Source organism: Fontisphaera persica (assembly GCF_024832785.1).
Taxonomy (GTDB): Bacteria; Verrucomicrobiota; Verrucomicrobiia; order Limisphaerales; family Fontisphaeraceae; genus Fontisphaera; species Fontisphaera persica.
The window spans coordinates 148,678-164,013 of sequence record NZ_CP116615.1 but is presented as its reverse complement, the minus strand read 5'-3'; the positions used below and the strand labels follow the sequence as shown (position 1 = coordinate 164,013).

Sequence of the window (15,336 nt, the reverse complement as noted above, 5' to 3'; positions counted from 1 at the left end):
GCCCGCCTTAACGCTCGTAAATCGGCAAATACCGGTAATTCAACGCCAGCGACAACAAACTCGCCGCGGTGGTGAAGCTCGCCCCAAAATTCCCATCCCAATTGCCGTCCGGTGACTGCGTTTGCGCCAGCAATTTGACGTTGAGCGCATTCCACTCCCGCCACGCCTTGGGCGAGGTGTGGAAATACGCCTGCGAGGCGTAGTACAAATAGTAATGGAAATAGTGTTGTTCCGCCGGCGCCGAGGATAAAAACCGGCTGGCCGCCAGAAACGCCTTGCTGTTCTTCTGCTTGGCCAGCGCCAGCACCAGCGCAAAAATTGCCGTGCGCGGCGCATTCCCTGCATCCGGCCCCGTATATCCCACCCCGCCGTCCGCCCCCTGGCACAAAAGGAAAAACCGGATGCCTTTGTTGATGGCCTCCTCGGGCACGGCCAGGCCGGCATTGCGCGCCGCAAACAACGCCACCATCTGCGCCCCGCTCACCGTGGTGTCCGCATCGCTGGTTTCCGGCGAATACCGCCAGCCTCCGTAGGCATTGCGCGCCTGGGCTGTTAAAATCAAATCCACCGCCTTTTGCAACGCCGGCCCCAGCCGCGCGTCCTGCACATGCCCATAACTCTCCGCCAGCGCCAGCGTCGCAAACCCATGATTGTACATGGAATTGCCAATGTAGCCATTGCGGTCATTCTGCTGGCTGAGAATGAAGTTCAGCCCCCGTTTGATGTTTACCGCGTAAGGCCCCACATTGGGGTCATCCCCGTGCGCCAGCATCGCCGTGATGGCCAGCCCCACCACGGCCGGTTGCTGCCCATAATTGTCTTTCCACGTTCCCTGCTCGGTTTGCGTCCGCGCCAGCCAGTCCAGCCCCCGCTTGTACATCCGCTCCAACTGCGGCGGCACCGCCTCCAGAAATTCCTCCCCCTGGGCAAAAATCCGGGACGGCAGCCCGGCCAGCAAGGCCAGCCCCATCGCCAGCACCCCCCCCAGATAAAATCTATGCCATTTACCTGTGCTCATGGATTCGACTGTTCCACCGCATTGAAATAATGTTGCAAGGCCTCCCGGAACTCCGCCGGCATCTGCCGCGTGCTGCTGCCCGCCACCCGCTCCACCGTCCGCGACGGCCCCACCCGCCCCCGCACATCGCCCGTATAAGGCGCGTTGGGGCGGTCCGACAATCCGCCAAAATTGTTGCCGCCCGGCTGCTGTCCCCCCTGGTTTTCTCCCTGCTGCGGTGGCATCAGCCCCATGGCCATCATCTGCATCATCTGCATCATCGCCATCTGCCCCTGGCTCTGGCCCTGCCCCGATTGCTGGCCCTGCATCAATGAGCGGATGGCTTCATCCAGCAGGTTCATCGCGTCAGTCTGCGCATTGTACGTAGGCTCGTCCGTGCGCGGGCGTTTCAAATGGGCCTCCGCATCGTCCATCGCCTCATTGGCGTGGTCCATCATCGGCCGCGCTTTCTGGAAAATGCGCTCCTTCTTGAGCTGCCCCAATTCCCGGCTCAGCTCGTTTTGTTTGCCCGCCAGTTTCCGCGTGTCTTCCGGGTAGGAGTCCGTCCCCTTGCGGAAGCGGTCCACCAGCCGCACATGCTCACGCAGGTTTTCCTGGGTCTCCCGAATCCGCAGCAACGCCAGCATCTTTTCCAAATCTTCCTCGGACATTTGCTGTCCGCCGCCCCCGCCCCCGCCCCCGCCGGACTGCGCCGCCGGTTCGCCTTCCAGTTTTTTTGCCCAACTGAAAAATTTCTCGGCGATTTCCGTGCTCTGCGCCATGGCCATCGAACTGACATTCTCCCGAATCAGCTCCCCAATCTGAGCCACTTTTTCCGAGGCCTTGGCCTCGTTCATCTCCTGATCCACCTCTTCATGCCGCTCCGAACCAGTCCGCTGCGCAAACCGCTGGATTTCCTCGCGCAGCTTCATCACCTGTTTGCTCGTCTTCGCCTGCTCGTCGTGCATCCGCAAAAACTCCTTGCGAACGTCCGGCGGCAGTTGGTCCCGGCTCAAACCAATCGTCCTGGGCAGCTCTTTCTTTAATTCCTCCGCCGTGCTCTTCTCAAACTGCCCGATGGCCCGCAGCCGGTCCGCCAGGCTCTTGGCCTGCATCTTGTCCTGCATGGCGGCCATTTTCTTTTGCAAATCCTGCAGGTTTTCCAACGCCTGCTGCTCCTGCTGCTCGCCCTGCCGCACCTGCTCCCCGCGCTGGGAGGCATTCTGGCTCTGTTGCGCCCGGCTCAACATCTGGCTGGCGGGCGACATGTTCTGCCGGCTGATGCTCTGCATGATTTCCGTGTTTTCCAGCATCTCCTTGATGCTCTCCTCGCTGATGGATTTGTTGCGCATGGCCTCCCGCGCCGTCTTCAAATTCTCCTGCGCCAGCCGCTCCAACTGCCGCGCATACTCCGCCTGCTCGGCCGCCTGCTCAGTCAGTTGCTTGCTCGTCTCCTCCCGCATCAACTCCTCCGGCTTCATGTCTTTCACCAGCCGCGTGTCGCTGAGCAGGTTCTCCTGCCGCCGGGTCAATTCCTCAATCGCCGCGCGCAACTTCTCCAGCTCCTCCAGAATCAACCGGGCATGCTCCTCCTTGCTCATCACAAAAATCCGATGCAGCACGCTCTCCGACGGCGCCCGGCCGGGGTAATAATCCACCGAAGTGGCCTTCAATCCAATCATCGAACCGGCCGGCGCGCGCAACAACGCCGGCGCCAGTTGATACGTCCCCTCCAGCCGTTTTTCCTGATGCCCGCCCGTCCGCACTTCCACCTTTCGGGCCTGCGGCGCCTCCGGTTTTTGCGGCAGCGATATTTCCATCGCCACCCCCACGTTTTTCACCCCGTAATCATCCGTGCTGCTGATGCGCACCGGCAGAATCTCATCCTCCAACACCGCCATCGCCCGTCCCAGCTCCGGCATCTCCACCACCGGCGGGTTGTCCCGCACCACCCCCAAGCTCACCGTCGCCGGCACCCGGTTGGACAGGCCATGCTGGTCTTCCCACACAAACATCAACTTGGTTTCCCCCAGCACCAGCAGGGACTCCGTGATAAAATCTTCGCCCCGCACCTTGAGCGGCTTCCATTGCTCCGCGAGTTGATGCGCCCGGGCAATCACCCGGCTGGTCTTGCCCGTCAACACCACCGAGCTCCCTTCCACCGTCGTCAATCGCCCATTGCGAACTTCCTGCACCGTATCCGGATACTGGAGATACTCCGGCCGCTTAATCCACGCCGTCATCTGCTTCAATGCCGGCCGGTGCGTCGGCTCCACCCACACCGTTTTGGTCTCGTCCCCCACCCGCAACCGCAACCGGCCGGGCTGTGTCTGCGCCGGCACATTGAAGGTCACCTTCCGATTCACCACCGGCGCCTGCACCACCGGCTGCCGGTCATATTGGAAACTGGCCGTCGCCGGTGTCACCAAATCTGACCGCACCCGCACCCCGCAGGTAATCGCAAAGGGTTCGCCATGCGCCACAATCAACCGGTCCGGCACATCCTCCAACGCCACAAACGTAAAGCGCTCCGCCGGCGCCAGCGGCAGCAGCCAGCGCAAAAAGGCATTGGCGCTCGCCTCCGGCACCAGCAAACACGGCGCCGCCACCAGCAAAAACAACCCCACCGCCACCAGCGTGTAAATGCGCGGTTTCCGGGTGGCCACCGCCTGCCGAAATTCATATTTCAAGGCCTCCGCCGACACCTGTTGAATGGCCGCCTGGCAAAGCGCCGTGCTGAAGTTGGCCGGGCGCTTTTCCTGGTCGGCCAGCTCCACGATGCCCAACAGCCGGTCCCCCAGCCGCTTGTAACGCTGCTGCACGATTTTCGCCAGGGCCCGCGTGTCCCGCCGCTGCCACACCCACAACCGCAGCCAGCCATAGGAGAAATAGACTAAAACCGCCATCCCCAGCGCTGTGAACAACAACCGCAGCCACACCGGCGTATCCCAAAACCGGTCCGAAATAAACACCAGGGTATAGGAAACCAGCAGGCCGCTCAAAGCACCCGTGACCGCCAGCAGCGTATCCACCCGCCACAACCGGCGCTCCAGCTCGTCAAACTTGGTCCGCAACTGCGGGGGCAGTTGCACCAGATGGTCCGCTTGATATTGCATGTCAGTCTCTCAATTATGGGCCGCGCTTCACCCGCGGCCCTGCTCCCCCCGCCAGTCCCACAACCAGCCAGCCGTGCCCCCCGGCCCCCAAGATGGCTGCATCACTCGCATACCATCCTGCTTCCTTCACCCGCCCGCTGCATTAGACGGCATCAAGCCCTTATTGCTCAGGCATGTTCCCCGCCCGGGCCACCCCATGACCTGACCACCCATTAACTCATATCATACCGGCAATCTTGCGACCCGTCCAATAGATTCCCAGTAACAAAACTATCCCGCCGGCCCACCAGGGATTCGACCACAACCGAATGCGCAACGGCGCCGGCTTGACCTCGGGCAGGGCGTTAATTTGCGCCACCAACTCCTCAAATTGATGCACGCTCCCCGCCTTGCCGCCCGTCAATTCCGCCAGCTCCCGCAAGATGCCCATGTTCATGGGCTGCCCCACCACCTCCCGCCGCACCCGGGCCACGGTGATTTCAGTTTCCAAACCTCGCGCGGCGCGCTCGCTGCTGATGTTAATTTTATAGCGTCCCCCCTGCCGGGCCACAAACGAGCCTTTGAACACCCCCCACCCGCCCCCCAAAGGCGCCAGCTCCAGCCGCTCCGTCTGTCCGTTGGGGGCCACGATGGTGGCGTACACCGTCCCCCGCTCCAGGGGAAAACCGCTCGCATCCAACACTGTAGCATTGAGATACACCACATCCCCTGCATGCGGATTCTCCGGGCTGTACACCAGCCGCACCCCCTTGCCGGCGGCCAGATGCCGCTTATGCGACATCCACCGCACCACCTGCCCCCAAAACCGGTAGTGATACAGGTCCTCCACCCCCTTGCGCCAACGCCAGGCGCCATCCGTCCCCATAAACAACGTTTCCCCGCCCCCAAAGGGCCGCGTCACCAGCAAGGGCAGGCTGCCGCTGGCATTCCGCAACGAAGGATGCACCGCCAACACTTCAGACCCGGGCCGGCTCTTCAACACTCCCGCACACCAGAAAAATCCCGGCAACCCCCGCCAAACCTCTTCATTCGCCAGCTCGTCATTGGCCAGCATCGTCAAAAAATGCCGCCGCCCATTCAACGTGAGCTTCAGCGGAGACTCGTTGGGCAGGGTGGTCCCGTTGGGCTTGGCTTCATCGTACACAATCGGCAGCAAATCCCCCACCGGGCTGTTCACCAGCGTCAACTGACGCCCGCGCGGCCCCGGCAAAAATACCAGCCCGCTGCCCTGATACTCCACCAACCCGCGAATCAGCGCCAGTTGATTGGTGGTCAGCTCATTGTCGCCCACGCCAATATCCCCCAGGAACACCACATCATATTGCGAGAGTTGTTCCCGGCTTTCCGGGAAAGTTTTCAGATAATTCGTGCCATCCCCCATTGCCATGCCCGGATGATAAAGCAGGGTGTGCACCTCCACCCCCGGGTCCCGAAACAACGCATTGCGCAAATACCGATATTCCCACCGCGGCAGACTTTCCACCACCAGCACCTTCAACTTCTCCGCCCGCACCCCAATCCGAAACTCCGCCGAGTTATTGTCATCCAGGGCCTCCCCCTCCACCACCGGAAAAGCCAGCCGCAGCGTGCGCTCACCCAGCTCCCGCGGAGACCATATCAGAGTGTCCTGGTACAACCCATAGGCCGGAATCGTTATTTCCCGCCGCGTTTCCTCGCCCTCTGGCCCGCTCAAAACCACCGTCGTCTTCACCTCCCGCGGCAAATGGCTTTGGATTTTGAAGGGAATGGACACCTGCTCCCCCAGCAACCCATAGGCCGGCGCCTGCACCTGCACCAGATTCAAATCCGGCAAATAGCTTTCGCTGCCCACCCCCACGGCGTAAATCGGCACGCCCCGCGCCCGATAACGCGTCGCGGCACTCACGGGAGACACCCCCAGATTCCAATCCCCATCGCTCATCACCAGCACGCCCTTGAGCCGCTTGTACCGCTGCAATACCGCATCCAGCGCCGCATTCAAATCCGTCCCCTCCTCCACCCCGGCCGCCAGATTGGTCTCCGCCGGCGGCGCCGCAAACTCCTCCAGCACCACTTTGGCCGTGGCCTGCCAGGGTTTGTAAAACTGATTGGTGCGCTGACGCTGCACCCACTGCTGCCGCGACCAGATGGTGCGCTCGTCCAGCGCCACATCCCGCGTGCTCATGCTCGCCGAGGCATCCAGCAACACCGCCACCTCCGGCGGCTCCGTCTCGATGATTTCCTTGACGAACTCAGGCTTTAACAGCGTGAACCCAATCAGGGTCAACACCACAAACCGCAGCCCCTCTAAAAGCCCCACCCCCCGCGCCGTCCCCCGCCGCCGCCAGTTCTGCCAGCACAACCACCCTGCCCCCACCCACAATACCAGTGCCAGCACCACCACTGGCCAGGGACGCTCCAATTCCAGATGAATCATGGCGTCCCTCCCTTCATCTGGAATCTCACTGCGGGCGCAGTTTCCGGCTTGGGCGGCAGAATCAACAACGCCTCCACCAGCAAAAACACCAGCATGGCGAACAAAAACATGCGCCACAATTCCGCCTGCAACCGGCCCTCACCCTGCTTGCGCTCACCGAGCATCTGCACCGGCACCGGCCCAAACAACCCCCTGGCCTTGGCCGGCTCCACCGTCTCCACCGCTGCCTCCGCCGGCGGACGGTTCACCGCCACCATCCGCAACCCCGACCGATACACCCCCGCATGCAGCCGAACATCCTTGGCCCCTTCCACACTGGTCCATATCTCCCCCCCGCCGGTGGGCACAATCTGCCCGCAACTCAACATCCCGGCCTGAGTGAAACGACGGCCGCCGGTCTGCAACAACCGTTGCACCGCCGGCACCAGCACCCACCCCTCCCGTAGATTGCTCCATTCCGGCCACAACCCCACACTGCACGCCACCAGCTCGCCCCGCCCCACCACTCGTCGCGATAAAAACGCCAGCCGGTCCTCAAAACTGGCCAGCGCAATGCCTGTGCCCCCCAGCGGCTGCCGGCGGCGCACCTCCAAATCATTCAGCGGCAGCGCCAGGTTTTCTTCCGTGTTCGCCAACAGCCCCTCCTGCCGCTGCCACTGGGTAATTGGCCAGCTTTTACCCTCCTCGGCCGCCTGCGCCTCTCCCCAGGCAATGCCCTCAAACTGCCCCGGCTGGCCATGCGCAAACATCCACAACGCGCCGCCCGCCTCCAGATACTGATGCAAGGCCGCGGCCACCGCGCCGCCGGGTGGCGCCGCATGCCATAGCACCAGCGCGTAATCATTCCATACCACCCCGGCGGTCCGGTCCGGATGCACCACCTCAGCCACCAAATTGGTATCGTTGGCAAAAGGTGCCGCCGCCAGTTGCAGAATGCGGCCCACCGCTGGATCATCCGTCACCACCAACGCCCGCAGCAACACCGGCGGCCCATACACAAAATAAGCCACATTGTCCCGCGGATTGTCATCCGCCGGCAATTCCACCCGGCCCCATCCACTGGCCATCGCGCTCTCCACCGGCAGTTTATGCCGGTACCGGTAGCTCGGTCCGCTCAATTCCAAATCTACCTGCGCCCGCGTGCCCTCTCCCCCAATGCTAATCGGCATGATGGCCGGCGCGGGGTTGTTGCGCTCAATCATCATGACCACCTCCACCTCCGGCGGCTCAGCCCGTGGGCGCCGGAGCACCTCGGTGATTTGCACCGACCATGACTCCGTCACCGGCGGCTGCTCAAATGTCAGCAAACGCACCCGTACCGTTTGCGGCAACGCCGCTATTTGCGCCGTCACCACCTTCCATTGCTCGCTGTCCGGCTGCCAGTTGCTCGCCTGCAAATCGCTGGCCAGCCAGATTTCAAAATGCCCCACCTTGTTCCGTTGCGCCCATTCCACCACCGCCTGTAATGTGGCCGGAATGTCCGCCGCCGTATCTGTGGCCCCGGCAGTGGAAAGCTGAGGCAGAGCCGAAGGTTCGCCCACTTCCGTCGCGGCTCGCAGGGCCGTGTCAAACAACACAAACCGGCTGGTGTCCTTGTAACTCTGCGCCGCCTCCGCCAGCACCCGCGCCGCCTCCGCCCGCTTGCTGACGTTGCCACCGGGCATCCGCGCCTCCATGCTCGCCGAGCGGTCCAACACAATGACAATCACATCCGGCGCCGCCTGAAACATCCATCCCAGCCATCCGCCGGCCAGCGGCCGCGCCACCGCCAGCACCAGACCCACCAGAGCCAGCACCCGCAACAGCAAAATCAACCATTGCCGCAACCGCGCATAGCGCGTGGATTTGCGCGTGGCCGACAGCAAAAACATCATCGCGCCCCAGTCAATCGAGCGATGCCGCAGCCGGTTGAAAAGATGAATGATGACCGGCAGCAGCGCCAGGGGCAGGCCCCACAACAGTAATGGCTCCAGGAAGGTCATCGAATCTTGAGCGCCCGCCCGCGCATGAAGGCGCGCAGCACCCTTTCGTAATCCTCATGCGTCGCCACCGATTGCAGCTCGATGGCAAACCGGTGGCACCCCTCCCGCAACGCCTCCAGATGCGCCCGCACCGCCTTGAGGTATTGATCTCGTATCACCGCCGGCTCCGACAACAGCGTCTCCGGCGACTCCAAATCCACAAAGCGCATCGGCCGGTCAAACGGAAACTCCAGCTCCAGCCGGTCCATCAAATGAAACGCCACCACATCGTGCTTCTGAAAACGCAGGTGTTGAAAACACTCCAGCAGCGGCTCCACCGGACAAAAGAAATCGCTGAACACCATGACCAGCGCCCGCTGCCGCACCTTCTCCGCCACGTCGTGCAGCGAGCGAATCAAGGCCGTCTCCCCCCGCGCCTCCACCTCCTCCAACACATCAAACACCGCCTGCAAATGCCGCGGGTTGCGCTTGGGCGGAATATCCCACACCATGCGATCGCTCAGGCAGATCAGCCCCGCTGCATCGCCCTGATGAATGAACAAATACGCCAGCGTGGCAATCAACCGCTTCGCATAGTCCAGTTTGGAATCCCCCTGCTCCCCCCGAAACGCCATCGAGCCGCTGCAGTCCAGCACCAGGTAACAGCGCAGGTTGGTATCCGCCTCAAACTCCTTCACGTAAAACCGGTCCGTGCGCGCGTACACCCGCCAGTCCACCCGCCGGATGTCATCCCCCGGCGCATACTTGCGGTATTCCGCAAACTCCACGCTCGAACCCCGATGCGGGCTGCGATGCAACCCCGCCACCGACCCAATCATGGGCAGACGAGTCCCCATCGGCTGCTGCACCAGGCGGGCGACAACCTTCGGGTCAAGAAACTTTCTGCCGCCGCGCTCAGCCACGCTGCTCAGCTCCTTGCACCTCGGCCCACAGGCGATTGATGATCTCCTCGCTGGTGACCCCTTCCGATTGGGCCTGGAAATTGGTCAGAATGCGATGCGTTAACACCGGATGCAGCACCGCCTCCACGTCCTCCATCCGCACCAGGTAACTCCCGTTGAGCACTGCCCGCGCCTTGGCCCCCTTCACCAGGTATTGCACCGCGCGCGGCCCCGCCCCCCAGGTCACATATTTTTTCACCCACTCCGGCGCATTCGGCTCGGTCGGACGCGACATCCGCACCACGTCCACCACCGTGTCGTAAATATGATCCGGCACCGGCACCCGCTGCACCAGCTCCTGGTACGCCATCACCTGCGCACCATCAATCAGCTTGTTCAGATTCACCGTCATGCTGCCCGTCGTCTCCCGCGCAATCCGCCGCTCCTCCTCCACCGTCGGATACTTCACCGTGATGAAAAACATGAACCGGTCCAACTGCGCCTCCGGCAGCGGGTACGTGCCCTCCTGCTCAATCGGGTTTTGTGTCGCCAGCACAAAAAACGGCAACGGCAGTTTGTAATTGTGCCCCGCGGCGGTCACTTTGTATTCCTGCATCGCCTCCAGCAACGCGGATTGCGTCTTGGGCGGCGTGCGGTTGATTTCGTCCGCCAGAATGATATTGGCGAAAATGGGGCCTTTGACGAACTCAAATGCCCGCCGCCCCGGCTGGTCCGTCTCCTGTAAAATATCCGTGCCCGTAATATCCGAAGGCATCAAATCCGGCGTGAACTGGATGCGGCTGAATTGCAGGGACATCACGTTGGCAATGGAGTGCACCATCAACGTCTTCGCCAGTCCCGGCACCCCCATCAACAAACCGTGTCCCCGGGACAATATGCAAATCAGCAGCTTTTCGATGACCGCATCCTGGCCGATGATCACCCGGGCAATCTCCGCCCGAATTTTCTGGTACAGTTCCCGCATCTGGTCCACGGCCGCCACATCGTTGTCAGACAACGTTTGGGACGATGCCGCGGGCGCCGCGGTTTTCAGCGCTGTGGCAGTTGAATCATCCATATCAATGTCGAATAGGGCAATTTATCTTGTGCGCAAGCTATCCCTTGCTGCCTTGCCGCGCAAGTGTAAACCCTTTTTGGTGAAAACCAAATGTTGGACTGGCCAACTCCGCCCGCGCGTTAAATAATTCGCGGCATGAAATTTTTCTGGCACTTTGCGGTCTCTCTCTGGCTGGGCTTCTGGGGAGCTGGCATCCTGCGGGGCGCTCCCGCACCCCAGGTCAACCTCGTCCTTTCTCCGTCCACCAATGCATCGCTCGCCTTCGCCGCCGCAGAAATCCAGCGCGCCCTCCTCGAACGCCCCCAGCCAGCTTTGAAATCCATCCGCTTGGAAATCACCGGCCAGGGCAGTCCCCAAAGCTTCCAGCTCTCACGCCCCAACCCTGATTCCATTCTGGTGGCGGGCGCCGACGCCACCGGCGCCATGTACGGCGGACTCGAAGTGGCCGAAGCCCTGCGCCTGGGGTTGCTCCCGCAGTTGCGCCTTGGCGAGCACCGCCCCTACATCGAACAGCGCGGCATCAAGTTCAACATCCCCCTGGATGTCCGCACCCCCAGCTACTCCGACAACTCCGACGCCGCCCAGCTCAACCTACCGGAAATGTGGAGCATGGACTTCTGGCGCACCTTCCTCGATGAAATGGCCCGCCATCGCTACAACGTGCTGACCCTTTGGAATCTCCATCCCTTCCCCTCCATCATCAAAGTCCCGGAATATCCCGAAGTGGCCCTCCGGGATGTCCTCCGCGCCCGCCGCGAACACTTCCACGAAAAATTCAGCCATACCGGCACGGATATGTTTCAACCGGCCATGCTGAAAGATGCGGAAGTGGTGAAAAAAATGACCATCGAGGAAAAAATCGCCTTCTGGCGCGCTGTGATGCAGCACGCGCAGGACCGCGGCATCGCTGTCTATTGGTTCACCTGGAACACCTTCCTCTTCGGCGCCGAAGGCAAACACGGCCTCAGCCGTGCCAAACTGGACGACAACCTCATCCGCTACTTCCGCGCCAGCGTCCGCGAGACCGTTCTCACCTACCCCCTGCTCGCCGGCATCGGCATCACCGCCGGTGAACACATGGCCAATGACATGGGCGGACGCGACAAGGAAACCTGGCTCTGGGACACCTACGGCGAAGGCATCCGCGACGCCCTGAAAACCCAGCCGCAACGCCAGTTCCGCCTCATTCACCGCCTCCACATGACCCGCCCGGAAGCCATCTTCAAACGCTGGCAGGATTATCCCGGCCCCTTCGACCTCAGTTACAAGTACGCCGTCGCCCACATGTATTCCATCACCAACCCGCCTTTCATCAACGAAGTGCTCAATGGCCTCGGCAACGGCCGCCGCACCTGGCTCACCGTCCGCAACGATGACATCTACAGCTTCCGCTGGGGCGACCCGGAGTTTGCCCGCCATTTCCTGCTCGCCATGCCACCAGCCGACAAACTGGCCGGCTTCTACATGGGGCCGGACGGCTACCTCTGGGGCCGCGATTTCCTCACTCAATTGCCCCCCGGCGCGCCCCGTCCCACCGTCATCGAAAAACAATGGTATTCCTTCATGCTCTGGGGCCGCCTGGCTTATGACCCCACCCTGCCCGATGACTTCTTCCGGCGTGTCCTGGCCTTTCGTTTTCCCGGGCTGGAAGCGGAGAAACTCGACACGGCCTGGCGCTCCGCCTCGCGCATTTTTCCGCTGATTACCCGCCTGGTCTGGGGCAGCATTGACTTGCGCTGGTTTCCCGAAGCCTGCCTCAGTCACCCCACCTACCGCGGCTTTTTTACCGTCCGCGAATTCATCGAGCGCGACCCCATGCCCGGCAGCGGCGTGCTGGGCATCAAAGCCTGGCGCAAGGCCGTCCTCGCCGGTGAAACCCTGCAAGGCACCACCCCCTTGCAAATTGCCGATGCGCTCGCCGCCCACGCCCGCACCGTGCACCAACTGCTGCCCGACCTGCGCGCCCGGCAGGGCTTCAACGTTGAGGCCCGCGCCACGCTCAACGACCTGGAAATGTTCGCGCTCCTCGGCGATTACTACGCCGCGAAAGTCCGCGCCGCCTGCGCCCTTGCGCTCTTTGACCGCAACCAGGACGAAGCCCAACGCCAGGAGGCCATTCGCCAGTTACAATCCGCTGTGGTGTACTGGAATGCCTATGCCCAGAACTACGCCCGCCAATACACCCCTCGCGTGCTCTACAACCGCGTCGGCTGGGTGGACCGCGTCGCCTTGCTGGAAAAAGTGCGGGCGGATGTGGAAATCGCCCGCGCTTGGAAACCCGGCACGCTGACCTCCGATGAACCCGCCCAGCGTGCCAATGCGCGCGCCGATTAAATCTCACCCCGCGAAGAAAACTCCCCCGGCCACGCCAGCCGGCGCTAGCGCTGATACTTGAGTGTCGGTTTGGTCATCGTGGAGGCGTAAAAAATATCAGCCTGATAATCCCAGGCATAATTGGGGCCCACCCGCTGAATGCCAAAACCCGGCGGCAACGGCGCCACCACCTGCCAGGTTTGCCCGCCGTCTTTGGTTTCTTGGAAGCCGCTTTTGCCCACCACCACAAAATGGCGTTCATCCCGCCCAAACATGGGGCCGTACATCGCCTCCACCGGCGTCCCCAAGGGCGACCACGTCGCGCCCTTGTCTTTGCTCACCAGGATGCCTTTGCCCGTGCACCAATAACCCACCTTGCGGAACACCACCGGCACTGCCGCGGCCGGCGTGTTGGTCGCCACCTGCGTCCAGGTGAGACCCGCATCCACCGACCGGAAAATCCCCGGCTCCTTTTCCCGCGTGGCCACAAAAGTCTGCCGGTCAAATACGCCGCAACCGCTGTAGCCCTTGCCCAAATCCTGCCAGGTCGCGCCACCATCCGCACTGGTGGTAAGCATGCCGCCGGCCTCGTGACGCAGCGCCAGCAAGCGCTTGCCGGTGTCCTCCCAATCCACCGCGCCAAAATCGAGATGACTGACCTTGGACTTCACCCACGTCTGCCCGCCGTCCGTGGTCATGGCGCTGCTGCCGTAAATCATAAAACAAAACAGGCGCTGGCCGGCCGGATCGGCCTGCAAGGCCCAGCCGGTTTCGCATCGGCCGCCAATGTTCTGCTGGTCCACCCGCTTAAAGCTCAGCCCCTTATCCGTGCTTTTCCACAGCCCCTGATCATTCACCACCATGAACACCGCCCCCGAGGCGCGATCCACCACCACCCCCGCCGTGGGACCGGCGTACCCCGGTTTGACCTGCGAGGTGACCGGGTCGGAAATGTTCACCCATTCCGCCGCGCCCACCAGCCACGGAATGACCACACCCAATACAAACAATTTTTTCATATCCTTAAACCACAGGTTGCAGGTTTCACTTCCGCTCACAAAAAACGCCCCCGCCTGTTCAGGGAGAGGCGCCCACGCAGTACACGTTTTTCAATCCCACCAAATACAACCGTCCCCCCGCCACGGCTGGCGAGGCATGATTGCCATCCCGCAAATCATTCACCGCCAAGACCCGCAACTCCGGCCCCGCCTGCAGCACGTAACTCTTGCCCGCGTTGGCGTAGTACAGCCGGCCGTGCGCATCGGCAATCGGACTGGCCCACGTGGTGGAAATACCTTCCAGCCGCTCCGCATACACCTGCCGGCCGGTGTCCACCTCCCAACACTTCAGCACCCCCGGCGTATGCAGCCGATAAACATGTTTCCCCACAATGATGGGCGAACCAATGCCTTCAGGCACCTGCGCCACAGTCCACCGTATGTGCGTCTGGGAAACATCGCCCGTACCCCCCGGCGCCACCGCCACGCCCATCCCACCGCGACCGCTGTCAAAATAAATCACGCCCGCCCCAAAAGCAGGCGAAGCGGCGTCGCCGCTGCCCCGGCACCACCACAAGGTTTGGCCGTTGGCCGGATTAAGACTGCGCAGCGCCCGGTCATGCATTTGCGCCCCAGACGCCAATACCAGCATCTGCGTCTGGCCGCCCGCCTCCACCAGCACAGGCGTGCTGTGCCCAAAACCCATGTCGGGAAATTTCTGCTCCCATTTCACTTTCCCTGTGGCCTTGTCCAGCGCCACTACCCGCGAATCCGCGCTTTTCGCCATGGCGCACAACAAAATCACCGTGTCCCGGTACAGCACTGGACTGCTGCCGACGGTAACGTCAAACGTGCTGGGCACAATCTCCTGTCGCCAAACGATTTTGCCGGTGTAATCCAGCGCCGCCATCACCGAGCTGCCAAACACACAATAAATCAGTTTCCCATCCGTGGCCGGCGTGGACGCCGCATAACCGCCTCCCGGGCCGCTGCGAAAATCCGTGCGCAACCAGGGGCCGGGAGGCACCTGGGTATCCCAGAGCAACTGCCCATCCTCCGCCCGGTAACAAAGCACATGATGCTCCGGCATCACCATCTCCCGCGCCGTGACCTCCGGCGGCCAATGTGCCGTGCAGACAATCACGCATCCGTTCTCGACGATGGAACTGGCATGACCCTGCCCCACCAGCGGGCTTTTCCATCGCACATTCTCATTGGACGGCCCGCCCCATTTCACCGGCAGGTTGGTCTCGGTGGTGTATCCCAAGCCCGTCGGGCCGCGGAACTGCGGCCATTGGGCCCACACAGCACTGCCCAGCAACATCCCCACGGCCACCAAGCCACTTTGGAGTCCGGCGGTGAAGGCAAAGAGACGCATCAGACACTTGCGGGCCAGGAAAAAAGGCCTGCCGGAGGCCCTCGCCGTTACAGAACTGGATTGCACGGGGACAATTTATAATACCACCGGGGCTTTGCGGGCAAGGGACTCCTCAAAATCATTGGTGCACGTTTATAGTCCATGAAGACCTTGCACAGGCCGAAACGCCGCGTCATT

9 protein-coding genes are annotated in these 15,336 nt (G+C 62.1%); 1 reads left to right on the top strand and 8 read right to left on the bottom strand.

What is annotated here, in order from left to right:
- Window positions 1-7: 7 nt before the first annotated feature.
- The 6 genes from NXS98_RS00690 to NXS98_RS00665 form a co-directional block, all read right to left on the bottom strand.
- On the bottom strand, window positions 8-1,018 hold the full coding sequence (locus NXS98_RS00690; RefSeq protein WP_283846535.1) for a prenyltransferase/squalene oxidase repeat-containing protein: 1,011 nt from the start codon (window positions 1,016-1,018) through the stop codon (window positions 8-10).
- Window positions 1,015-4,113: a hypothetical protein gene (locus tag NXS98_RS00685; protein ID WP_283846534.1), complete on the bottom strand. Its 3,099-nt coding sequence runs from the start codon at window positions 4,111-4,113 to the stop codon at window positions 1,015-1,017. Before NXS98_RS00685 ends, NXS98_RS00690 begins: the two co-directional genes overlap by 4 nt.
- A gap of 217 nt (window positions 4,114-4,330) precedes the next feature.
- Window positions 4,331-6,529 (bottom strand): hypothetical protein, encoded by a 2,199-nt coding sequence (locus NXS98_RS00680; RefSeq protein WP_283846533.1) that lies wholly within the window; start codon window positions 6,527-6,529, stop codon window positions 4,331-4,333.
- The gene (locus NXS98_RS00675) at window positions 6,526-8,511 is read right to left on the bottom strand and encodes an N-terminal double-transmembrane domain-containing protein (protein WP_283846531.1); all 1,986 of its coding nucleotides are present in this window, start codon (window positions 8,509-8,511) and stop codon (window positions 6,526-6,528) included. The genes NXS98_RS00680 and NXS98_RS00675 overlap by 4 nt, the downstream gene beginning before the upstream one ends.
- Window positions 8,508-9,413, bottom strand: a complete 906-nt coding sequence (locus tag NXS98_RS00670; RefSeq protein ID WP_283846530.1) for a DUF58 domain-containing protein — start codon at window positions 9,411-9,413, stop codon at window positions 8,508-8,510. The genes NXS98_RS00675 and NXS98_RS00670 overlap by 4 nt, the downstream gene beginning before the upstream one ends.
- Window positions 9,406-10,470: an AAA family ATPase gene (locus NXS98_RS00665; RefSeq protein ID WP_283846529.1), complete on the bottom strand. Its 1,065-nt coding sequence runs from the start codon at window positions 10,468-10,470 to the stop codon at window positions 9,406-9,408. The genes NXS98_RS00670 and NXS98_RS00665 overlap by 8 nt, the downstream gene beginning before the upstream one ends.
- Window positions 10,471-10,605: 135 nt before the next feature.
- Here NXS98_RS00665 and NXS98_RS00660 point away from each other — a divergent pair, with 135 nt between their 5' ends.
- Window positions 10,606-12,804 (top strand): carbohydrate-binding family 6 protein, encoded by a 2,199-nt coding sequence (locus NXS98_RS00660; RefSeq protein WP_283846528.1) that lies wholly within the window; start codon window positions 10,606-10,608, stop codon window positions 12,802-12,804.
- Window positions 12,805-12,848: 44 nt separating this feature from the next.
- On the opposite strand, the gene NXS98_RS00655 is transcribed toward NXS98_RS00660, so the two are convergent.
- Together NXS98_RS00655 and NXS98_RS00650 are read right to left on the bottom strand one after the other, a co-directional pair.
- Window positions 12,849-13,802: a sialidase family protein gene (locus tag NXS98_RS00655; protein ID WP_283846526.1), complete on the bottom strand. Its 954-nt coding sequence runs from the start codon at window positions 13,800-13,802 to the stop codon at window positions 12,849-12,851.
- Window positions 13,803-13,860: 58 nt separating this feature from the next.
- A complete protein-coding gene (locus NXS98_RS00650) occupies window positions 13,861-15,225 on the bottom strand; it encodes a PQQ-binding-like beta-propeller repeat protein (protein WP_283846525.1) in 1,365 nt (454 codons plus the stop codon).
- Between the last annotated feature and the right edge of the window lie 111 nt (window positions 15,226-15,336).

Coding starts and splice junctions, on each gene's coding strand:
- NXS98_RS00690 (WP_283846535.1), bottom strand. CDS start 1,018: ATGAGCACAGGTAAATGGCATAGATTTTATCTGGGGGGGGTGCTGGCG.
- NXS98_RS00685 (WP_283846534.1), bottom strand. CDS start 4,113: ATGCAATATCAAGCGGACCATCTGGTGCAACTGCCCCCGCAGTTGCGG.
- NXS98_RS00680 (WP_283846533.1), bottom strand. CDS start 6,529: ATGATTCATCTGGAATTGGAGCGTCCCTGGCCAGTGGTGGTGCTGGCA.
- NXS98_RS00675 (WP_283846531.1), bottom strand. CDS start 8,511: ATGACCTTCCTGGAGCCATTACTGTTGTGGGGCCTGCCCCTGGCGCTG.
- NXS98_RS00665 (WP_283846529.1), bottom strand. CDS start 10,470: ATGGATGATTCAACTGCCACAGCGCTGAAAACCGCGGCGCCCGCGGCA.
- NXS98_RS00660 (WP_283846528.1), top strand. CDS start 10,606: ATGAAATTTTTCTGGCACTTTGCGGTCTCTCTCTGGCTGGGCTTCTGG.
- NXS98_RS00655 (WP_283846526.1), bottom strand. CDS start 13,802: ATGAAAAAATTGTTTGTATTGGGTGTGGTCATTCCGTGGCTGGTGGGC.